Annotated in this window: 21 protein-coding genes; 11 read left to right on the top strand and 10 right to left on the bottom strand. The window is 71.1% G+C overall.

Annotated features, from left to right (window positions below):
* Positions 1-168: 168 nt before the first annotated feature.
* A complete protein-coding gene (locus ACFY9E_RS35785) occupies positions 169-606 on the top strand; it encodes a hypothetical protein (RefSeq protein ID WP_003974483.1) in 438 nt (145 codons plus the stop codon).
* 383 nt (positions 607-989) lie between these two features.
* Here ACFY9E_RS35785 and ACFY9E_RS35780 read toward each other — a convergent pair whose 3' ends face one another.
* A complete protein-coding gene (locus ACFY9E_RS35780; RefSeq protein ID WP_390991608.1) occupies positions 990-1,349 on the bottom strand; it encodes a hypothetical protein in 360 nt (119 codons plus the stop codon).
* A gap of 680 nt (positions 1,350-2,029) precedes the next feature.
* Between ACFY9E_RS35780 and ACFY9E_RS35775 the strand changes: the two genes are divergently transcribed.
* Positions 2,030-2,386 carry a MerR family transcriptional regulator gene (locus ACFY9E_RS35775; RefSeq protein ID WP_390991605.1) on the top strand — a complete coding sequence of 119 codons (357 nt, stop codon included), beginning with the start codon at positions 2,030-2,032 and terminating at the stop codon, positions 2,384-2,386.
* Between the two features lie 121 nt (positions 2,387-2,507).
* The gene (locus ACFY9E_RS35770; protein WP_390991602.1) at positions 2,508-3,308 is read left to right on the top strand and encodes a GNAT family N-acetyltransferase; all 801 of its coding nucleotides are present in this window, start codon (positions 2,508-2,510) and stop codon (positions 3,306-3,308) included.
* Positions 3,309-3,527: 219 nt separating this feature from the next.
* On the opposite strand, the gene ACFY9E_RS35765 is transcribed toward ACFY9E_RS35770, so the two are convergent.
* The 3 genes from ACFY9E_RS35765 to ACFY9E_RS35755 all read right to left on the bottom strand — a co-directional run bounded on the left by ACFY9E_RS35765 (position 3,528) and on the right by ACFY9E_RS35755 (position 6,859).
* Positions 3,528-4,946, bottom strand: coding sequence for an ATP-binding protein (locus tag ACFY9E_RS35765; RefSeq protein WP_390991600.1), 1,419 nt, complete (start codon positions 4,944-4,946; stop codon positions 3,528-3,530).
* Positions 4,947-5,666 (bottom strand): response regulator, encoded by a 720-nt coding sequence (locus tag ACFY9E_RS35760; protein ID WP_390991598.1) that lies wholly within the window; start codon positions 5,664-5,666, stop codon positions 4,947-4,949. It lies immediately after the preceding gene.
* Positions 5,667-5,782: 116 nt separating this feature from the next.
* Complete coding sequence (locus tag ACFY9E_RS35755; protein WP_390991595.1) at positions 5,783-6,859, bottom strand: CE1758 family FMN-dependent luciferase-like monooxygenase; 1,077 nt, start codon at positions 6,857-6,859, stop codon at positions 5,783-5,785.
* 182 nt (positions 6,860-7,041) lie between these two features.
* Here ACFY9E_RS35755 and ACFY9E_RS35750 point away from each other — a divergent pair, with 182 nt between their 5' ends.
* Complete coding sequence (locus ACFY9E_RS35750) at positions 7,042-7,182, top strand: hypothetical protein (protein WP_390991592.1); 141 nt, start codon at positions 7,042-7,044, stop codon at positions 7,180-7,182.
* 38 nt (positions 7,183-7,220) lie between these two features.
* Positions 7,221-7,556: a YnfA family protein gene (locus ACFY9E_RS35745; protein WP_351637858.1), complete on the top strand. Its 336-nt coding sequence runs from the start codon at positions 7,221-7,223 to the stop codon at positions 7,554-7,556.
* Between the two features lie 28 nt (positions 7,557-7,584).
* Here ACFY9E_RS35745 and ACFY9E_RS35740 read toward each other — a convergent pair whose 3' ends face one another.
* Positions 7,585-8,019: a nuclear transport factor 2 family protein gene (locus tag ACFY9E_RS35740; RefSeq protein WP_390991589.1), complete on the bottom strand. Its 435-nt coding sequence runs from the start codon at positions 8,017-8,019 to the stop codon at positions 7,585-7,587.
* Positions 8,020-8,141: 122 nt separating this feature from the next.
* Between ACFY9E_RS35740 and ACFY9E_RS35735 the strand changes: the two genes are divergently transcribed.
* Entirely contained in the window at positions 8,142-8,918 is a 777-nt protein-coding gene (locus ACFY9E_RS35735) for an SDR family NAD(P)-dependent oxidoreductase (protein WP_390991587.1), read from the top strand.
* 10 nt (positions 8,919-8,928) lie between these two features.
* On the opposite strand, the gene ACFY9E_RS35730 is transcribed toward ACFY9E_RS35735, so the two are convergent.
* Positions 8,929-10,122, bottom strand: a complete 1,194-nt coding sequence (locus tag ACFY9E_RS35730) for an RtcB family protein (protein WP_390991584.1) — start codon at positions 10,120-10,122, stop codon at positions 8,929-8,931.
* A gap of 171 nt (positions 10,123-10,293) precedes the next feature.
* Here ACFY9E_RS35730 and ACFY9E_RS35725 point away from each other — a divergent pair, with 171 nt between their 5' ends.
* The 3 genes from ACFY9E_RS35725 (at position 10,294) to ACFY9E_RS35715 (ending at position 13,497) form a co-directional block, all read left to right on the top strand.
* A complete protein-coding gene (locus tag ACFY9E_RS35725; RefSeq protein ID WP_390991582.1) occupies positions 10,294-11,112 on the top strand; it encodes a DUF3558 domain-containing protein in 819 nt (272 codons plus the stop codon).
* A gap of 119 nt (positions 11,113-11,231) precedes the next feature.
* The gene (locus tag ACFY9E_RS35720) at positions 11,232-12,113 is read left to right on the top strand and encodes a DUF3558 family protein (RefSeq protein WP_390991579.1); all 882 of its coding nucleotides are present in this window, start codon (positions 11,232-11,234) and stop codon (positions 12,111-12,113) included.
* Between the two features lie 88 nt (positions 12,114-12,201).
* A complete protein-coding gene (locus ACFY9E_RS35715) occupies positions 12,202-13,497 on the top strand; it encodes a DUF2637 domain-containing protein (protein WP_390991576.1) in 1,296 nt (431 codons plus the stop codon).
* A gap of 182 nt (positions 13,498-13,679) precedes the next feature.
* Here ACFY9E_RS35715 and lysS read toward each other — a convergent pair whose 3' ends face one another.
* Positions 13,680-15,425, bottom strand: a complete 1,746-nt coding sequence (gene lysS, locus ACFY9E_RS35710; RefSeq protein ID WP_390991573.1) for a lysine--tRNA ligase — start codon at positions 15,423-15,425, stop codon at positions 13,680-13,682.
* 149 nt (positions 15,426-15,574) lie between these two features.
* Between lysS and argS the strand changes: the two genes are divergently transcribed.
* Entirely contained in the window at positions 15,575-17,338 is a 1,764-nt protein-coding gene (argS, locus tag ACFY9E_RS35705) for an arginine--tRNA ligase (RefSeq protein WP_390991570.1), read from the top strand.
* Between the two features lie 128 nt (positions 17,339-17,466).
* On the opposite strand, the gene ACFY9E_RS35700 is transcribed toward argS, so the two are convergent.
* Positions 17,467-17,967 carry a DUF664 domain-containing protein gene (locus ACFY9E_RS35700; protein ID WP_390991567.1) on the bottom strand — a complete coding sequence of 167 codons (501 nt, stop codon included), beginning with the start codon at positions 17,965-17,967 and terminating at the stop codon, positions 17,467-17,469.
* A gap of 96 nt (positions 17,968-18,063) precedes the next feature.
* Between ACFY9E_RS35700 and ACFY9E_RS35695 the strand changes: the two genes are divergently transcribed.
* Positions 18,064-18,849 (top strand): DUF4253 domain-containing protein, encoded by a 786-nt coding sequence (locus ACFY9E_RS35695; RefSeq protein WP_390991564.1) that lies wholly within the window; start codon positions 18,064-18,066, stop codon positions 18,847-18,849.
* Here the strand turns inward: ACFY9E_RS35695 and ACFY9E_RS35690 are convergent.
* Positions 18,815-20,047, bottom strand: coding sequence for an aminotransferase class I/II-fold pyridoxal phosphate-dependent enzyme (locus tag ACFY9E_RS35690; protein ID WP_390991562.1), 1,233 nt, complete (start codon positions 20,045-20,047; stop codon positions 18,815-18,817). The genes ACFY9E_RS35695 and ACFY9E_RS35690 overlap by 35 nt on opposite strands.
* A gap of 126 nt (positions 20,048-20,173) precedes the next feature.
* Positions 20,174-21,076 (bottom strand): SAM-dependent methyltransferase, encoded by a 903-nt coding sequence (locus tag ACFY9E_RS35685; protein ID WP_390991559.1) that lies wholly within the window; start codon positions 21,074-21,076, stop codon positions 20,174-20,176.
* Positions 21,077-21,154 lie beyond the last annotated feature (78 nt).

Genomic DNA, 21,154 nt, shown 5'->3' with positions numbered 1-21,154 from the left:
GACCTCGGTCCTCGGCGTGCCCGGCGGGGAAGGCACCGGCGCGAGGCGGAGGACGCTCAGGAGCCGCGTCAGACACAGGGTCCACCGAGTGAACCGGAGCGGGCCGCCGGACGTACTGAACGGCGGGTGGACGATCTTCGGGCCGGGAGCAGCGGGAATGGTGGTCGGGTGGGGGTGACGTACAAATACTTCGGCGCGCCCGACGGGGCGACCGCGGCCCGCGTCCCGATCTCGATGCGTCCCGAGGAGCTCGGCGGCGACGAGCTCGGTATGAACGGCATGTTCACGAAGATCAAGCCGGAGACCATGGCGGCGATGGTCCTCACGGGCATCGAGGGCGTCCCCCTGCACAAGGTCCCGCCCCTGGAACTGGTCGTCCTGCACCCCGACTACGCGGTGGTCAAGCTGCCCATGACGGTCGTCGACCCCCTGCGCGGCATCGGCGAGGAAGCGGTCGGCGCGGCGGCCTTCATCTGGTCGACGGTGCCGGACCGCGGCGGCCCCCGCGACGCGTTCAACGTCTACCAACTGCTGCACGAGTGGCAGGACTTCAGCCACCGGCTGCACGAGGCGGGGCACCAGCCGTACTGCCTGGTGTGGCCCTGAGCCGAGGTTCTTCGTGTTCGGGCGGGGTTTTCGGACCCCGCCTTCGTCGTGTGCCGGGAGCGTCGTCGATCGCCTCGAGACCGGCGGCCCCGAGCCCATCGCCAGCCACCGGCCGCTGACACCACCCGTGATGCCGCGTCACACGCGGTTCAGATCATCGGCTGCACCCACGCCGCACCGCCGGCGCCCGGCATGCCGGCGACCCTCCTCATCCCCCGGCCCAAGGCCGGTGCCGAGCAGCGAGGCGAGGAGCACGCTCCCGGCGGGACCTCGGATTCCGACGTCAGCGCCGGGCGGTTCCCGGCCTCTTGAGGGGTGCGCCAGGGGACGTCCATGCGGGAACGGGCTGCTCCCGCATGGACGTCTGCCGTCGGGTCAGTGGCTCAGTGGTCGGAGTAGCTGAAGTCCCCCACGGTCCAGGCACTGACATCCTCGATGGCGACCCGGTACATACCGCCCGTCTCCGGGATCCCCACCGTGCCCTGGAGGATGCGGGCGACATGGAAGTGCAGATGCGTGGGCGGACCGTCCTTCTTCGTGGGGGTGTCGAAGACGGTGGAGAACTCGCCGAGTCGGGCGGAGTTGGTCAGCACCTCCGAAACCCTCTGCCTCCACACGGCTTCTGGGGCCAGCCGACCGGTGATGACAGCACCACCGGCGACCACGGTCAAGGACATCTGGTTGCTCTGCCCCGACTCCACAAGGGCAGCGATGTCAACGATCAGCTCGTCAGGCTTCCGCATGGGACCGGATTCTATGCACCGGCTCGTCCGGGCGCCTCGGGTGGTCGCACTACCGAGACGTAAGGGGCAGGCCCGGTGGCGCCGCCGGAAGCCGGGACGTCCCGGGCGCCGCGGCCGGGCCCCTCGGTGCGCGGAGATCGGCCGAGCCGGAACCTCACCGCCGAGCAGACCAAAATCTATGCTCGCCAGAGTAGACATTCTCCGCTTGGTTCTTTATCGTTTCTCTCGTAGCCGAGATCCAGTGAGGCCCGGCAGACACGAACTGCCGGGCAGCAGTACCCGCATGACGGTGCGGTGGTGGAGTTTCGAAGCCAGGTGGTTGTACGACGGCGACGGAACTGGCGACCGGACCGGGTGGCCCGCAGGACGAGGGGCCGCCATCAGCAGTACGCAGTTCCCGTTTTGGCAAGTGATCCATTCAGAGGGAAGAACGGAGGACTCGAGCGCCATCAGGATCGCCCGGGCGAAAGACATGAGTCCGGGTACCGCAGGACATCGATAGGCAGGTGGTCTCCGGTCACGCATTCGCGATCCCCGCACCCCCGTCGGAGTGTCGGACGGCAGGGCGGAAACAGAAGGCCGGCGAGGTATTAGGGCCGGCAGATGGTGTAGCAGTCCCTTCGGGGCCCTGGTGCCGTACGGCGCCAGGGCCCCTCTACGCGTTCCACCGAAGAGGTGAGATGACAGCAGACGAGACACTGGGCCGTCTCGACGACGACCACTACCCCGCCTACACGACGGGCCGGGCCGCCGCGTTGCTCGGCACCACTCCCGGCTTTCTCCGTGCCCTCGACGAGGCCTCCCTGATCACACCCCTGCGCTCCCGGGGCGGTCACCGCCGCTACTCCCGCCACCAACTCCGCACCGCCGCCCGCGCCCGCCGGCTCGTCGACCAGGGCACGCCCATCGAGGCCGCCTGCCGGATCATCATGCTCGAGGACCAGCTCGAAGAAGCCCGGCGGCTCAACTCCGAACAGCGCCGCGCCGGCGGATCGCCCCGTCCGTCGACCGCCCGAGGTGTGATGGCCGGAATGTGACGCGCAGAGCCCCTCCCCCGAGGGGCAGGATCTGTACGCGTCGTGGGGTCGCACCAGGGCATCCCGTGACGGGCGGGACGAGTACGGCGGCCGTCGCCGACCGTGACCTGAGGGGGCCCTTGTGCGTGATCTCGCGGACTCGATCGAATCGATGGAGCAGCTCGCCACCGTCTGGCGGGCCATGGTGCTCGACCGGGATCCGCATGCCGATGTGCGGGACCTGCCCGGCATCGCCGTGCGGTGGGCCGACTGCCGGTTCGCCTTCTGGAACTGTGTGACCCTGACCGATGTCGGCGCGGACGCCGGGCTGCTGAAGCAACGACTGAACGAGACCGCCGAGATCATGCGGTCCAAGACCCACGCCGGGTTCCTGTGGGTCTTCGAGGATCTGCTCGACCCCCGGGCACGCTCCGGGCTCGGGGAAGCCGCCGAGCAGGCGGGCCTGCGCTACGCCTTTCCCGGTACCGGCATGGCGGGAGACCTGCTGCCGGTCCCCGAGCCCGTCCATCCCGAGCTGACCTTCGTGCGCGTGACCGACGACGACCTGCTGCGGGCCTACGCGGACATCAACTCGCGGGCCTACGGATTCCCGCTGGAGGACGGGCGGGACGGGCTCACCGGGTCCGCGTTGTGGAAGAGCCGGGTGTTCGCGTACCTGGGCCTGCGGGACGGAGTCCCCGTGACCTGCGCCGCCGCGATCGAGGCCGACGGGCGGCTCTTCGTCGCGCTCGTCGCCACCGATCCGGCGTGGGAACGGCGGGGGTACGGAGAGGCCGTGACCCGCAAGGCGCTCCACGAAGGGGCCCGGGCCACCGGGCTGACCCGGGCGACGTTGCACGCGACCGCCGCCGGAGCGCCCGTGTACCCGCGGATCGGGTTCCGGCCCAACTCCCCGGTGCGGTTCTACTCCCTCGGCGACTGACCGGCCCACCGCGCCGACGTGCCCACCCCGCTCAACGCCCCGGACGGGCCGGGGGGTTGCGGGTGGACGGCCAGGAACCGCCGTGGACGGCCAGGAACCGCCGTACGGCTCCGTGGACGCCCGACTGCACCGCGCGGCTCAGCCAGGACCCGGAGGACGAGGTCGTCGCGTACGGCGGGGTCGCGGACCAGCGGCGCCCGGTGCGCAGGGCCCGCGGAGTCAGTCGAGCCCCCCGCCCACCGTGAACCCGATCGCCGTCCCGCCGCCCTCCCGCCGGAACGCGAAGGGCGCTCCCCCGTGCGCGAGGGCGACCTCGCGGACGATGGACAGGCCCAGGCCGGAACCCGGCAGGGAGCGGGCGTCGGCGGCGCGGTAGAACCGGTCGAAGATCCGGGTGAGGTCGCTGTCGGAGATGCCCGGGCCGCGGTCGAGGACCTCGACCCGGATCCTGCCGGGCCGGGCCGGACCGGAGACGACGATCTCGATCGGGGCCCGGCCTCCCTGGTCGAACTTCACCGCGTTCTCGACGAGGTTGGACAGCGCCCGGGTCAGCATCCCGGCCCGCCCGTCGGTCGTGGTGTCGCCGCTCGCGCGCAGCAGGATCTGCCGGCCGCTGCGGCGCCGGGCCAGCCCCGCCACCTCCTCGGCGATGTCGGCGACGTCCAGCCGGCGCGGCGGCTCGGTGTCGGACTGCCCGGCCGCGAGGTCCACCAGCTCGTTGACCAGGTCGGTCAGTTCCCTGGCCTCCTGGCCCAGGTCGGCGACGAGTTCCTCCCGCGTACCGGGCGGGAGTTCGTCGATCCGGCGCAGCAGGGAGATGTTCGTGCGCAGCGAGGTGAGCGGCGTGCGCAGCTCGTGGCCCGCGTCCTGCACCAGGCGGCGCTGGTCCTCCTCGGACTGGGCGAGCCGGCCCAGCATGCGGTCGAAGGCGCGGCCGAGGCGGCCCACCTCGTCGTGGCCGGCCACCGGCACCTGGATGCCCAGCCGGCGGGTGCGGGCGACGTCCTCGGCGGCGTCGGTCAGCACGACCAGGCGGCGGGTGATCCGCCGGGCCAGCCACCAGCCGAACAGCCCCGCGCCGACCACCACGGCGGCCATCAGCAGCAGGGTCCGCTGCTGGAGCGCCCGCAGCAGGTCCTCGACGTCGCTGAACTCCTGCGCGACCTGCACCGCGCCCCGGCCGCCGCCGAGGGAGACGGTCGCGACACGGTAGACGTCGTCGCCCACGTCGACGTCCTTGTGCTCGGCCACCCGCCCGGAGTCGGCCGCGGCGGCGATCCGCGCGTCGGTGCCGGTGACCGGCAGCCCCGGGCTGCCCGCGTCGACGACGTGCCCGTCCGGGCCGAGCACCTGCACGTCCGTGCGGGCCGGACGCACCAGGTCGTGGCCGGGCGCGGCGGACGAGAAGTCACCGGGTGTCATGTGGTTCTGGCGTACCTCGTCGCGCAGGTCCTGCACGACCTCGTCGAACACCGTCTGCTGGTCCACCCGCACCAGCCGGGCGGCGGCGCTGTAGGACAGGATGCCGACCAGGATCGTCACGGCCGCCGTCACCGCCGCGAACGACACCGCGAAGGTGGTGCGCAGCGAGACCAGCTTCGGCCGCCGCCCGCTCAGCAGCCGGCGCAAGCGGCCCACTCAGTCCTCCCGCAGCACGTAACCCACGCCGCGCACCGTGTGGATCAGCTGCGGCGCGTCCGGCTCGTCGAGCTTGCGGCGCAGATAGCCGACGTAGACGGCGAGGTTCTTGGAGCCGGGCCCGAAGTCGTAACCCCAGATGCGGTCGTAGATCGTCGAGTGGTCGAGGACGATGCCCGCGTTGCGCACCAGCAGTTCCAGCAGCTCGAACTCGGTGCGGGTCAGTTCCAGCTCGCGCGCCCCCCGCCAGGCCCGGCGCGCCTGCGGGTCCATGCGGATGCCGGCCGCCTCGATGAACCGCTCCGGGAGCGGCCTGGGCGCCTCGGCCGCCGGAGCGCTCCCGGCATTCACCGGGCTGGTGCGGCGCAGCAGGGCGCGCAGCCGGGCGAAGACCTCCTCCACGTCGAAGGGCTTCACCACGTAGTCGTCGGCGCCCGCGTCCAGGCCGGCGATCCGGTCGGCGGTCTCCACGAGGGCCGTCAGCATGAGCACCGGCGTCCGGTCGCCCTCGGCGCGCAGCACCCGGCACACCTGGAGCCCGTCGATGCCGGGCATCATCACGTCCAGGACGAGCACGTCCGGGCGGTTGCGGTGGGCCTGCGCCAGCGCCTCGACGCCGTCGGCGACCGCCATGACCCGGTAGCCCTCCAGAGTCAGGGCACGCTCCAGGGCGTGGCGGATGGCGCGGTCGTCTTCGGCGAGCAGCACGGTGTGGGGCACGCGTCCAGTGTGCCAAGGCGCCGGGTCGCGGGGGTCGTATGCGCTGCGCCGGAGCGTCCTTCTTACTGCCCTCTCACCAGGGCCCACGCAACCGGGAGCCGGGCCCTACCGCCCTCTCACCCCCGGGCGGAGGCGAGCCGGGCCGCGTGCGTCGGGGCGTCCGGCACGTCCGCCGGGCGGCCCACGGCGAACTCCTTGCGCAGCACCGGCACGACCTCCTCGCCGAGCAGGTCGATCTGCTCCAGCACGGTCTTCAGCGGCAGCCCGGCGTGGTCGACGAGGAACAGCTGCCGCTGGTAGTCGCCGGCGTACTCGCGGAAGGCCAGCGTCTTCTCGATGACCTGCTGCGGGGAGCCGACGGTCAGCGGCGTCTGGTCCGTGAAGTCCTCCAGCGACGGCCCGTGCCCGTAGACCGGCGCGACGTCGAAGTAGGGCCGGAACTCGCGCACCGCGTCCTGCGCGTTCCTCCGCATGAACACCTGTCCGCCGAGCCCGACGATCGCCTGCTCGGGCGTGCCGTGGCCGTAGTGCGCGTACCGCTCCCGGTACAGCTCGACCATGCGCTTGGTGTGGTCGGCCGGCCAGAAGATGTTGTTGTGGAAGAAGCCGTCGCCGTAGAAGGCGGCCTGCTCGGCGATCTCCGGCGAGCGGATCGAGCCGTGCCAGACGAACGGCGGTACGCCGTCCAGCGGGCGGGGTGTGGCCGTGAAGCCCTGCAGGGGCGTACGGAACTTCCCCTCCCAGTCGACGACGTCCTCGCGCCACAGCCGGTGCAGCAGGGCGTAGTTCTCCACGGCGAGCGGGATGCCCTGCCGGATGTCCTGCCCGAACCAGGGGTAGACCGGGCCGGTGTTCCCGCGCCCCAGCATCAGGTCGACCCGGCCGTCGGCCAGGTGCTGGAGCATCGCGAAGTCCTCGGCGATCTTCACCGGGTCGTTGGTGGTGATCAGGGTCGTGGCCGTGGAGAGGATCAGCCGCTCGGTGCGGGCCGCGACATAGCCGAGCATCGTGGTCGGGGACGACGGCACGAACGGCGGGTTGTGGTGCTCACCGGTCGCGAAGACGTCGAGCCCCACCTCCTCGGCCTTCAGCGCGATGGCGACCATGGCCTTGATCCGCTCGCGCTCGGTCGGTGTCCGGCCGGTGGTGGGGTCGGGCGTGACGTCGCCGACGCTGAAGATCCCGAACTGCATGATCGCTCACCCTCCAGATTGTTTACGGTTCAACTATACCTGGGGAACGGCGACCCACGTGGGGCTGTTCCCGGCGGGGCTGGTCCCAGTGGGGCCCCTGCCCGCCGTGACGCCCGGCCCGGACGTGGACGTCAGGGCACGAGCACCAGCCGCCCCCGCACACCGCCCCCGTCCAACCGGGTATGCGCCTTCGCGGCATCCTCCAGGGCGAACGTCTCGGCCACCCGTGTCGGCTCACCGCCGTGAAGGACTGGGCGGAGAACCACTTCGACGAGGTCAGGGGCGCCCGCGAGCGCTACGACGCCGAGCCCCCCGGCGACTGACACCGGCGCCATGACGTGGGCGTGCGAAGCTGACCGCCATGTTCGTGCTCCGCTCCGCCGCCCTCTTCGTCCTGGCCGCCCTCCTCGAGATCGGCGGCGCCTGGCTCGTCTGGCAGGGCGTGCGCGAGCACAAGGGCTGGCTCTGGGCGGCCGGCGGCGTCCTCGCGCTCGGTGCCTACGGCTTCGTCGCGACATTCCAGCCCGACGCGCACTTCGGCCGTGTCCTCGCCGCCTACGGCGGGATCTTCGTCGCCGGTTCGATCCTGTGGGGCGTGGTCGCCGACGGCTACCGCCCGGACCGCTGGGACATCACGGGCGCGCTGGTCTGCCTCGCGGGCATGGCGGTCATCATGTACGCCCCGCGAGGCAACTGACCGGACGCCGGCCGGACGCCGTGGGGCCTCAGAACGGCTCGTCCGGCATCAGCCCCAGCTGCCCGAGGAAGTCCATCTCGTCGAAGTACAGCCGGTAGTCGACGATCCGCCCGTCCTTCACCGTGGCGATGTCCACTCCCCGGATCCGGATCTCCTTCTGCGTCGGCGGCAGCGTCTCACCGTTGGGCAGCTCCAGCGGACCGGTGTTGCGCCCGCTGAAGATCCCCTCGTCGATGGCCGTGTCACCGGCCTCGTAGGAGTGCAGCACCTCGAACCTCGCCTCGGGGACCGCCTCGGTCATCGCCCGCCAGTACTCGACGATCGAGTCGCGCCCGCGCAGCTCCCCCTCGTCGGGGGTGAACGCGACCGCGTCCTCGGCGTAGAGCTCGCCGAACACCTTCGGGTCGGCGTGCGTGGTGACCGCGTCCGTGAGCCGGTCCATGACCTCACGTGCCTCACCCATGATCCACCTCCTGGAGAAACAGGGGACCACCCAGCCTCATTCTCCCACCGCGGGGCCCGCCTATCCTGGCCGCAAGCGCCAGCGCACCGTCCGCCCCGCACACCCACGCCCGAGGAGCTCCCATGGCCCCCGCCGCCCCGCCCGCAGCCTCCCGCATCGCCGTCGTCACGGGTGCGAGCAGCGGAATCGGCGCCGCCACGGCCCGGCAGCTCGCCGCGGCGGGCTACCGCGTCGTTCTGACCGCGCGCCGCAAGGACCGCATCGAGGCCCTCGCCGAGGAGATCACCAAGGCGGGCCACCAGGCCACGGCGTACCCCCTGGACGTCACGGACCGCGCGGCGGTCGACGAGTTCGCCACGGCGTTCAAGACGGTCGGCGTGCTGGTCAACAACGCGGGCGGCGCGCTGGGCGCCGACCCGGTCGCGACCGGCGACCCGGCCGACTGGCGGCAGATGTACGAGACGAACGTCATCGGCACCCTCAACCTCACCCAGGCCCTGCTGCCCCGGCTGATCGCGAGCGGCGACGGCACGGTCGTGGTCGTCTCCTCCACCGCCGGGCACGGCACCTACGAGGGCGGCGGCGGCTACGTGGCCGCCAAGCACGGCGCCCACGTCCTCGCCGAGACCCTCCGCCTGGAGATCGTCGGACAGCCGGTCCGCGTCATCGAGATCGCCCCCGGCATGGTCAAGACGGACGAGTTCGCCCTGACCCGCTTCGGCGGCGACGAGGACAAGGCGGCCAAGGTCTACCAGGGCGTCGCCGAGCCCCTCACCGCCGACGACGTCGCCGAGACGATCACGTGGGCGGTCACCCGCCCCGCCCACGTCAACGTCGATCTCCTGGTTCTCCGCCCCCGCGCCCAGGCGTCGAACACAAAGGTGCACCGGGAGTCGTAGAGCCGGCCGGTCAGCCCTTCACGCAGACGACCTGCTTGATCTGCGCCACGACCTCCACCAGGTCCCGCTGCTGGTCGATGACCTGCTCGATGGGCTTGTAGGCGCCGGGGATCTCGTCGACGACACCGGAGTCCTTACGGCACTCCACCCCCTGGGTCTGCTGCTCCAGGTCCTTCGTGGTGAACCGGCGCTTGGCCGCGGTGCGGCTCATGCGCCGGCCCGCGCCGTGCGAGGCCGAGTTGAAGGACTTGGCGTTGCCGAGGCCCTTCACGATGTACGAACCCGTGCCCATGGAGCCGGGGATGATCCCGTACTCGCCGGAGCCGGCCCGGATCGCGCCCTTGCGGGTCACGAGCAGGTCCATCCCGTTGTAGCGCTCCTCGGCCACGTAGTTGTGGTGCGCGCTGATCTCCGGCTCGAAGGTGGGCTTGGCCTTCTTGAACTCCTTGCGGATCACGTCCTTCAGGAGCGCCATCATGATCGTGCGGTTGTACTTCGCGTACTCCTGCGCCCAGAACAGGTCGTTGCGGTACGCCGCCATCTGCGGGGTGTCCGCGACGAAGACGGCGAGGTCGCGGTCGACCAGGTTCTGGTTGTGCGGGAGCTTCTGGGCCACGCCGATGTGATGCTCGGCCAGCTCCTTGCCGATGTTCCGGGAACCGGAGTGCAGCATCAGCCAGACAGAACCGGTCGTATCCGTGCAGACTTCGACGAAGTGGTTGCCTCCACCGAGCGTTCCCATCTGCTTGGTGGCCCGTTCCTGACGGAACTTGACCGCCTCCGCCACCCCGCCGAACCGCTTCCAGAAGTCGTCCCATCCGGCGGTGGCCAGCCCGTGGAAGCGCCCCGGATCCACGGGGTCGTCGTGCATCCCCCGCCCCACCGGAATCACCTGCTCGATCCTCGACCGCAGCCGGGACAGATCGCCCGGCAGGTCGTTCGCCGTCAGGGACGTCTTCACCGCCGACATTCCGCAGCCGATGTCGACGCCCACCGCCGCGGGGCACACCGCACCCTGCATCGCGATGACCGAGCCGACCGTCGCACCCTTGCCGTAGTGCACGTCGGGCATGACGGCCAGGCCCTTGATCCACGGCAGCGTGGCGACGTTCCGCAGCTGCTGGAGCGCCGAGTCCTCGACCGAGGCCGGGTCGGCCCACATCCGGATCGGTACCTTCGCACCCGGCATCTCTACATACGACATAACGCCCTCAATCCCCCGTAAGCCAACAGAAGTCTTCAACAGCAAATACCGGAGCCAAGGTCGACGAAAGGGAAATCGGACCGGCGTTCACGGCTGTGCGTGCGATACACATTGTGTTCATCGCCCGCCCTGCGGCGGCAAGCCAATATCCGTCTCGAGAGGGGCCACCACGTGCAACGGAAGGCGTACGCACCCGGTATCGCCGTGCTCCTCGCGGCGGTACTGGCCGGCTGCACCGGCGGCTCGGCCGACGGCGGCTCGACGGACGACTCCAACCCGGGCGACACCGGCACCGCGTCGCCCGCCGCCGAGCCCGGCCGCTACCGCACGCTGCCCGAGCCCTGCGCCGTCGTCAGCGAGAGCACACTCGACGAACTCCTCCCCGGCATCCGGCAGATCCGCGACGAGGAGCAACGCGAGAAGGCCTACGAGGGCGAGCCGACGAGCACCTTCGACACCGACCGCAAGGTCGGCTGCCGCTGGAAGGTGGACTCCCCGGACGCCACCGACCATCTGCTGATCGACTTCGAGCGGGTCGTCTCCTACGACAACTCCGTCAGCGACGACAACCAGGCCGAGCAGCTCTTCGCGGAGCAGGAGGCGTCGGCCCACCTGCCCGCGCCGACCGCCACCGAGACGGCGGCCACCGGCAGCACCCCGGCGGGCGGTTCGGCCGCGTCCCCGAGCGGCTCCCCTTCCCCGTCCGGCTCCTCCTCGCCCTCGGCGTCCCCGTCCGCGGCCCCGACCGAGCTGCAACCGCGAGTGCTGGAGGACCTCGGCGACGAGGCCTTCCTCGACGACGGTCTGAACAGTTCCGGTTCGACGGCCAAGCAGCGGACGGTGACTGTGGCGTTCCGCACGTCCAACGTCATCGTGACCATCGAGTACGCGGAGCAGCCGACGACCGTCGGCGTCGTCCCGGACAGCAAGGAAATGCAGGACAGGGCGCAGAAACTGGCCTCCCAGCTGGCGGATTCGCTGAGCGACTGAGGCCCGTTCACGGCCTCTTCACGCGGACCCGGAAAGCGCGGGAAGGAAGAACACACCGTCGCCCCACCGCGTACCGTGACCAGTCGGACCCGTTCCGACCGCAGGGAACCACGAGCGTCATGAGTGAAGGAACCATGCAGCGACGAGCACAGCGAGACCAGCCAGCGAAGCGCCTCAACCGCGTCCTTGTCTGCGCGGCCGCCGTCCCCGTGATGCTGGTCGCCGCCGGCTGCTCCTCGGACTCCGGCTCCGGCGACAGCACGGACAAGGCCGGGAAGGCCGCGGCCTCGGCGTCCGCGAGCCCGTCCCCGACGGTGCAGGCGGCGGCGTACGGCAAGCTTCCGGAGCCGTGCAAGGCGTTCTCGAAGAAGACGCTGAAGGACCTCGTACCGGAGGGCAAGTCCGGCAAGGAGGGCAAGTCGGACGACATCTCGACGCGTGCCAGCTGCTCCTGGAACAGCCTCGACAACAACGGCGTGAAGGGCTCGCAGTTCCGCTGGCTGAACGTGTCGATGCTGCGCTTCGAGTCGGACGTCACCCGCGGCCCGGCCGACAAGCTGGCCCAGGAGTACTTCGAGAAGCAGGTCCAGGAGGCGCAGGCCGTCGAGGGCGCGAAGAGCGTCAAGACCGAGCCGGTGACGGGCACGGGCGACCAGGCGACGGCCGTGCACTACGACCTGAAGAAGAAGGAAGGCACCTTCAAGCAGCAGACGGTCGTGGCACGCGTCGAGAACGTCGTCGTCACGCTCGACTACAACGGCGCCGGTCTGGCCGGCGACAAGACGCCGAGCGGCGACGACCTGCTGAAGGACGCGAAGAAGGCCGCCAAGGAGGCGGTGGCCGCGGTGTCCGACGCGAACGGCACCGGCGGCAAGGCGAGCACCGGCCCGTCGAAGTCCCCCTCGAAGTCGCCGTCCAAGTCGGCTTCCAAGGAGGCCTCGGACGAGCCCTCGAAGGACGCCTCGAAGTCGCCGTCCAAGAAGCCGGCGTCGAAGAGCTGAACCGTCCCGACGGGAACCGGCCACCCGTCCTCCGCACACATGTGCCACCCTGTTGCGCGCAACAACACGCAAGGGGAGGGGAGTACGGGTGGCCGCGCCACTGCAACTGACTCGGATGCACCGCGTTCTCATCGGCGTGGTCGTGGCCGGCGCCGTGATCATCGCCGGTATCGGCTTCGCCGGTTCGTACGCGGCGGTCCGCGAGTTGGCCCTCAAGAAGGGCTTCGGGAACTTCTCCTACGTCTTCCCGATCGGCATCGACGCGGGCATCTGCGTCCTGCTGGCCCTGGATCTGCTCCTCACCTGGATCAGGATCCCGTTCCCCCTGCTGCGTCAGACGGCCTGGCTGCTGACGGCGGCGACGATCGCGTTCAACGGCGCCGCGGCGTGGCCGGATCCGCTCGGTGTGGGCATGCACGCGGTGATCCCGATCCTGTTCGTGGTCTCGGTCGAGGCGGCCCGGCACGCGATCGGCCGCATCGCGGACATCACGGCCGACAAGCACATGGAGGGCGTCCGGCTCACCCGCTGGCTCCTCTCCCCCGTCCCCACCTTCCTCCTCTGGCGCCGCATGAAGCTGTGGGAGCTCCGCTCCTACGAGCAGGTCATCAAGCTGGAGCAGGAGCGTCTGGTCTACCAGGCGCGGCTGCGCTCACGGTTCGGCCGGGCCTGGCGCCGGAAGGCACCGGTGGAGTCCCTGATGCCGCTGCGGCTGGCGCGGTACGGGGTGCCGCTGGCGGAGACGGCTCCCGCGGGGCTGGCGGCGGCGGGCATCGAGCCGGCGCTGATCCCCCCGGCGCCGCAGCAGACCGAGGTGGCCGCCGGCGGTCGCGCCGCCGCTCCGGCGCCCGTCCCGCAGCGGGCGGCACCGCCCGCCGAGCAGCGGCCGCAGCTCGAGGGCAAGCACGGCGCCGAGCAACCGGCGAGCGTCCCGGAGCCCGAGCAGAGCCCGTGGTTCAACACGCCCCGCGAGGTCGAGTACCAGGGCGGCTACGACCCCGACTACGACCCGGCGGAGCAGTACGCCCAATGGATCGCGGAGCAGCAGGAGGCCGAGCAGTACCAGGCCCAGTTCGAGCAGGAGCCCTCCCCGGAGGACACCGGCGGCTTCCCCATCCCGGTGGGCCCGGGCCGCACCCGTGAACTGGGGGACGGCGGCGGCACCCCGCTCCCCGGCACCGCGCCGGTCGCGGAGCCGGACGAGGAGTCGTACTACCAGGTCTTCAAGCAGTCGATCAACGGCAGCTACCCGACGCCGAATCAGCTCGTCGACAACATCGAGGCGGAGTACGGCATCCGGGTCGACACCACGGATGCCAAGCGCATGGTCGACCGCTTCAGCGGTCGCCACTACAAGGAGATGGAAGAAGAGCACATCGCCTAGCCGCGAGGGGCGTCGGAATCACCGTTCATCCCCTCCCCTTGCGCTTCCGCGCAGCCCCCGGTGCCGACCGCGCCCGGGAACGGGCAGCCGCCGCGAACCCGGGCGCCTCGGGGTTCATGGAGCGCGACATCATCTGCACGCGTGCGACGAAGGGGCCCTCCCGGCGGAGGGCCCCTTTCCGGCTACTGACCGAGCAGCGACCGCACCCGGTCCTGCCCCACCGCCAGCAGCAGCGTGGGCAGCCGCGGCCCGGTGTCCCGTCCGACCAGCAGGTGGTACAGCAGGGCGAAGAAGGACCGCTGGGCGGTCTTGATCTCCGGCGGCAGCTCCTTCGGCGTGGCGTCGGCGGAGAACCCGGCCTGCACCTTCGGCACGCCGTAGACCAGGTGCGTCAGCCCGTCCAGCGACCAGTGACCGGCCAGCCCGTCCAGCAGCAGCCGCAGCGACTCGCGGCCCTGCTCGTCCAGCGACTTCAGCAGCTCGGCGTCCGGCTCGTCCCGCACGATCGTCCGCTGGTCGGCCGGGACGTGCGTGTTGATCCAGGCCTCGGCCTTGTCGTAGCGCGGGCGGGCCTCGTCGAGCGAGGTCAGCGGCTGCTCCGGGTCCAGCTCGCTGAGGATGCGCAGCGCCTGGTCCTCGTGCCCGGCGGTGATGTCCGCGACGGACGCCAGCGTCCGGTACGGCAGCGGCCGGGGCGTCCGCGGCAGCTCACCGGCGGCCGTACCCACCGCACGCGCGTGCGCGGCCACGTCGGCCGGCAGGGCGCTGCCGTCGGCGACCTTGGCGTCCAGCCGGTCCCACTCGTCGTAGAGCCGCTGGATCTCCTGGTCGAAGGCGACCTTGAAGGACTGGTTCGGCCGGCGGCGCGCGTACAGCCAGCGCAGCAGCTGCGGCTCCATGATCCGCAACGCGTCGGCCGGGGTGGGCACGCCGCCCTTCGAGGACGACATCTTCGCCATGCCGGAGATCCCGACGAAGGCGTACATCGGCCCGATGGGCTGCTTCCCGCCGAAGATCCCGACGATCTGCCCGCCGACCTGGAACGACGAGCCCGGCGAGGAGTGGTCGACACCGGAAGGCTCGAACACGACGCCCTCGTACGCCCACCGCATCGGCCAGTCGACCTTCCAGACCAGCTTGCCGCGGTTGAACTCGCTCAGCCGGACCGTCTCCGAGAAGCCGCACGCGGTGCAGGCGTACGTCAGCTCGGTGGAGTCGTCGTCGTAGGACGTGACGGTGGTGAGGTCCTTCTCGCAGTTGCCGCAGTACGGCTTGTACGGGAAGTACCCGACGGTACCGGAGCTGCCGTCGTCCTCGGCGGCCGCGCCGGAGCCCTCGGCGGCCTCCAGCTCGGCCTCGTCGACCGGCTTCTGCCCCTGCTGCTTCTTGGCCGGGGCCTTCTTCGTGCGGTACTGGTCGAGGATCGCGTCGATGTCGCCGCGGTGCTTGATGGCGTGCAGGATCTGCTCGCGGTACACACCCGAGGTGTACTGCTCGGTCTGGCTGATCCCGTCGAACTCCACGCCGAGCTCGGCCAGCGACGCGATCATCGCGGCCTTGAAGTGCTCGGCCCAGTTGGCGTACGAGGAACCCTTGGGCGCCGGGACGGACGTCAGCGGCTTGCCGATGTGCTCGGCCCACGACTCGTCGACGCCCGGGACACCGGCCGGCACCTTGCGGTACCGGTCGTAGTCGTCCCAGGAGATCAGGTGCCTCACCCGGTGGCCCCGGCGGCGGATCTCGTCGGCGACGAGGTGCGGGGTCATGACCTCGCGCAGGTTCCCCAGGTGGATGGGGCCGGACGGCGAAAGGCCGGACGCGACGACGACGGGTTTGCCCGGGGCCCGGCGCTCCGACTCCTCGATGACCTCATCCGCGAAACGGGAGACCCAGTCGGTGGTCTCGGTGCTCTGAGCCACGATCGGCACGTCCTTCTTTCTGCATCGGGCAGCCGGTACGGTCGCACGGCTGACCGCACCATTGTCCCAGACCCCCTCGCGCCTGGAAAAACGGCTTTACCCCCATGGGATACTGGGCGTGTCTATCGATTCCCTCGAGGAGAACGGCACCCTTACCTATGGCCTCGGTCACGTCCCTCAGCGACTCCGTCCACCAGCGCCTCGCGGCGGCCCTGTCGGCAGCCCTGCCGCAGGCCGGCTCCGCGGACCCGCTGCTGCGACGAAGCGACCGGGCCGACTTCCAGGCCAACGGGATCCTGGCCCTCGCGAAAAAGGAGAAGGCCAACCCGCGCGAGCTGGCCACGCAGGTCGTCTCCCGGGTCGAGTCGGGTGAGCTGATCAAGGACGTCGAGGTCTCCGGTCCCGGCTTCCTGAACGTCACCGTCACCGACCGCGCGATCACCTTGAACCTCGCCGAGCGCTACGCGGACGACACCGGCCGCCTCGGTGTGCCGCGCGCGGAGCGGCCGGGCACCACGGTCATCGACTACGCCCAGCCGAACGTGGCGAAGGAGATGCACGTCGGGCACCTGCGTTCCGCGGTGATCGGCGACTCGGTGGTGCAGCTGCTGGAGTTCACCGGCGAGCACGTGGTCCGGCGTCACCACATCGGCGACTGGGGCACCCAGTTCGGCATGCTCATCCAGTACCTGGAGGAGCACCCGCACGAGCTGGACCACGAGTCCGGTGAGGTGAGCGGCGAGGAGGCGATGTCGAACCTGGACCGCCTCTACAAGGCCTCGCGCAAGCTGTTCGACTCCGACGAGGAGTTCAAGACCCGTGCCCGGCGCCGGGTGGTGGACCTCCAGGCGGGCGACCCGCAGACCCTCGCCATGTGGCAGAAGTTCGTCGACGAGTCGAAGATCTACTTCTTCTCCGTCTTCGAGAAGCTGGACATGGAGATCCGCGACGAGGACATCGTCGGCGAGTCGGGGTACAACGACATGCTCGCCGAGACCTGCCGCCTCCTGGAGGAGTCGGGCGTGGCGGTCCGTTCCGAAGGCGCCCTCTGTGTCTTCTTCGACGACGTCAAGGGCCCGGACGGCAAGCCGGTCCCGCTGATCGTGCAGAAGTCGGACGGCGGCTACGGCTACGCGGCGACCGACCTCTCGGCGATCCGCGACCGCGTCTTCAACATCAAGGCGAACACGCTCCTCTACGTCGTGGACGCCCGGCAGTCGCTCCACTTCAAGATGGTCTTCGAGACGGCCCGCCGCGCCGGCTGGCTCAACGACGACGTCGAAGCGGTCCAGCTCGCCTTCGGCACGGTCCTCGGCAAGGACGGCAAGCCGTTCAAGACCCGTGAGGGTGAGACGGTCCGCCTGGTCGACCTGCTCGACGAGGCGATCGACCGCGCCTCGGCCGTGGTCCGGGAGAAGGCCCAGGACCTCTCCGAGGAGGAGATCGCCGAGCGGGGCACCCAGGTGGGCATCGGCGCGGTGAAGTACGCGGACCTGTCGACGTCGGCGAACCGCGACTACAAGTTCGACCTGGACCAGATGGTCTCGCTCAACGGCGACACCTCCGTGTACCTCCAGTACGCCTACGCCCGGATCCAGTCGATCCTGCGCAAGGCCGGCGAGACCCGTCCCGCCGCCCACCCGGAGCTGGACCTGCACGCGGCGGAGCGTGCGCTGGGCCTGCACGTCGACTCGTTCGGGGAGACGGTGGCGGAGGCGGCGGCGGAGCACGCCCCGCACAAGCTGACGGCGTACCTGTACCAGCTGGCGTCGCTCTTCACGACGTTCTACGACAAGTGCCCGGTGCTGAAGGCCGAGACGCCCGAGCAGATCGAGAACCGCCTGTTCCTCTGCGACGTCACGGCCCGCACGCTCCACCGGGGCATGGACCTGCTGGGCATCCGGACGCCCGAGCGGCTCTGAGCCCGGCTCCTCCCGACAGCCCCGAGGGCGGCACTCTCCGGTCGAGTGCCGCCCTCGGGCGTCACCTACGGCGGGGCGGGCGGGCGGGGGCACGACGGCAAAGCCGCCGGGTCCGATGCCGCAGGGGGTCAGCGCTGGGCGGTGGTGTTCGCGCCGTCCAGGGCCTCCCGGATGATGTCCGCGTGTCCCGCGTGCTGGGCGGTCTCCCTGATCAGGTGAAGCAGGATCCGGCGCACGGACCAGTACTCGGGCTCCGGCGAAGACCAGGGCGTCCTCGGCAGCGGCACGCTGAGGTCCAGGTCCGGCAGCGCGGCCACGGCTTCTTCGGTGCCCCGCGCGGCGCGCGCGTAGCGCTCCAGCAACGCGGGGAGCGTGTCGTCCCCGGTCATGCGGTACTGCCCCAAGTCGAGCATGCCCTCGGGCAGTTCCCCGTCGCCCTCGGCGATGATCCGCGTCCATGCCTCCTCTCCCTGGGCGAGGTGCTTCACGATCCCGCCGAGGGTCAGCTCGCTCACGGTCGTACATCGCGCGGCCTGCGCGTCGGTGAGTCCGCGCACGGTGATCAGCAGCAACGCGCGCTGTTCCGCGAACGCGGCCAGCAGATCCGTCGTCTCCGAGGAAGTGGTCATGTCTCAACGGTAGGGAGCGAATAGGTCAGTTCCTGTCCGCTGCGACGGAGCACCGGACCGGCCGCTGTGTCAGTGGCCGGCTCTACAGTCACCCCCATGGCGACTCTTCCCAATCCCCTGCCGAAGCTGGCGGCGGACCCGAGCGGCCGCTCGCTCGGCCTTCGACTCCCCGCCGGGGTACTCCTCGACACCACCGACGAGGGCTCCTGGCCCGAGCCGCTGTTGTGGTGCGCGGACGGGCGCGCCCTTCCGGGCGGCTGGGCGGCACTGGAGCCGGCCCGCCGGGCAGGTCTGCTGCCGGTCGTCCTGGAGACGGGCGACGGCCACGGCGGTCCCGGCCGCTGGGAGTTGATGCCCGGCGAGGTGTCCTACCCCGGGGACCACGACGCCCAGGAGGTCCTGGCGGAGTACTGGGAGGAGCACGCCCCGCAGGGCGAGGCGTGGCCCGGCCCGGCCGACGCCGCACCCGGCGACCAGGACCTGGACTCCGTGGCCATCGGCGTCGCGGACACCCTGCTCGACGACGGCGGCCCGCTCAAGGACCCCCGCCTCGCCCTGGTGCCGGCCCGCCGCAGCGCGGACATCCCGACGGCGATCGGCTGGACGGGCCCGGCCAACCACGACGGCGACACGGCCCGGATCAGCGCGGTGCTGCGCTCCTGGGAGGACCGCTTCGGCATACGTCTCATAGCCCTCGGCTTCGATCACCTGCTGGTGTCCGTGGCCGGCCCGCCCCGCACCCCGGCCGCCGCGCGGGCCGTCGCCGCCGAGCACTTCGCGTTCTGCCCGGACAACATCCACCAGGGCACGCACCCGACCCTCCCTGCCTACGCCGAGCACCAGGTTCTCAACCAGCGGGCGTGGCACTTCTGGTGGGACTGAGCCCCTCCCCCAGCCTGCGCAGCCCCTCCCCGATCTCCTGCGGCGTCTGCGTCACGAAGCACAGCCGCAGGGTCGTGCGGTCGGGCGTGCCGGCGTAGAAGGGGGCGCCGGGGACGTAGGCCACGTTCTGGCGGACGACCTGGGGCAGCAGGGCCGTCGTGTCGTGCGGCTCGGGCAGGCGTGCCCAGAGGAACATGCCGCCCTCGGGCCGGTTCCAGACCGAGCCCTCGGGCAGCGCCCCGGCCAGCCCGGCGAGCATCGCGTCACGGCGTTCGCGGTACACGGCGGCGACGCGGGCGACATGGGCGTCGAGGTCGTTGTCGGCGAGGTAGCGGGCCGCGGCGAGCTGGTTGACGGTCGGGGTGTGCAGGTCGGCGGCCTGCTTGGCGACGGCACAGGCGCGCCGCAGCTCACCGGGTGCCCGCAGCCAGCCCAGTCGCAGTCCGGGCGCCATGACCTTGGAGAAGCTGCCGAGCAGTACCGTGCGGTCCTCGGCACCCGGGTGGGCGGCGATCCACGGCACGCGTGCGCCGTCGTAGCGCAGCTCTCCGTAGGGGTCGTCCTCGACGATCCACAGTCCGCGCCGGGCGGCGACCTGGGCCACGGCGGCGCGCCGTTCGGCGGGCAGGGTCCGGCCGGTCGGGTTCTGGAAGGTGGGGACGGTGTAGAGCAGCTTGGGCCGCTCGCGCACGACGAGGTCCTCCAGTGCCTCGGGATCGACGCCGTGCTCGTCACCGGGCACGGCCACGATCCGCGCTCCGGCGAAGCCGAAGGCCTGAAGTGCCGCCAGATAGCAGGGGTTCTCGACGAGGACGGTGTCCCCGGGTTCGAGGAGGGCGGTGGCCAGGAGGGAGAGGGCCTGCTGGGAGCCGGTGGTGACGAGCAGGTCGTCGGGGCCGGTCGGCAGGCCGCGCGCGGTGGTCCGGGCGGCGAGCGCGTCCCGCAGCGCGGGTTCGCCCTCGGTCGTGGAGTACTGCAACGCCCGCGCGGGCGCCTCGGCGAACACCGCCTCGAACGCTGCGGCGATGCCCTTGGCGTCGAACAGTTCCGGTGCCGGGAGCCCGCCCGCGAAGTTGATCACCTCGGGTCGTGCGGTGACGGCGAGGATGTCCCGTACGGGAGAGCCGCCGACGGCCCGCGCCCGCGCGGCCAGGGGCGGCACGGGAGAGTGGGTGGGCAGGGGTTCGGCGACGGTCATGGCAGGGCTCCTTCGGCTGCGGTGACGCCTGGTGCCCCGCAGCCTAAGGAAGTACGTGCCGCCTACAAGCAGGTTTCCGGGATCCGGACGCCGGGTGCGCACGGACGGGGGCCGGGACCCCGCGGTTCATCCCTTGGCGCCGATGGCCGCGTAGACGTTGATGTCCGCGTCCGTGACGTCGTTGATGTCGCGGTAGCGCACCTTCTCGATCTCCTCGAGCCCGGCGAGGAAGGACTCCTCCGGCTGCTCGGGGACGGGGGCGGCGCCGTCGGGCCGCCAGCGGTGCGCGGGGACGACGCCCGGGTCGGCGATCTCCAGACCGCTCTGCGTGAAGAACCGCTCGACGTCGGCCCGGGACCGCAGCACGAAGGTGAACCCGCGCTCGGTGTAGGTCCGCTGGACCGCGCGGATGTTCTCGGGGTTGAGGTCCTCGGTGAGGTGGCTCAGCACCAGCCGGCTGCCGACGGGCAGTTCGTCGAGCAGTCCGCGCACCAGCGGATACGCCTCCTCGTCCGCGACGAAGTGCAGGATCGCGACCAGGCAGAGCGCGACCGGCCGGTCGAAGTCGAGGGTCTTGGCGGCCTGTTCGAGGATGCGGGCCGGGTCCCGCAGATCGGCGTCGATGTAGTCCGTACGCCCCTCGGGGCCGCTGGTCAGCAGGGCGCGCGCGTGCGCGAGCACCACGGGGTCGTTGTCGACGTACACGACCCGCGACTCGGGCGTGATGCGCTGCGCGATCTGGTGCACGTTCTCGGCGGTGGGCAGCCCGGTCCCGATGTCGAGGAACTGCCGGACGCCGTCCTGCTCCACGAGCGTGGTCACCGCGCGCCGCAGGAAGTCGCGGTTGTGCCGCACGTCGAGGTACCCGCGCGGGTTGGCGGCCAGCGCGGCGGCGGCCGCGTCCCGGTCGGCGGGATAGTGGTCCTTGCCGCCGAGGAAGACGTCGTAGACCCGGGCCGGGTGCGCCTTGCTGCTGTCGATCCTCCTCTGCAGCTCGGCGGGATCCTGGCTGAGGGCGTCACCGGACATGGACGTCTCCCTGAAGAGTAGGTGGTTCAATCAGCAACCACTACGGCGGTCAACAACCTAACGGTTCAAGTGATTTGA

Source organism: Streptomyces sp. NPDC012466, assembly GCF_042955215.1.
Lineage (GTDB): Bacteria > Actinomycetota > Actinomycetes > Streptomycetales > Streptomycetaceae > Streptomyces.
Note: the sequence above shows the minus strand (reverse complement) of the source record. Positions and strands in the feature narration are given on the sequence as shown.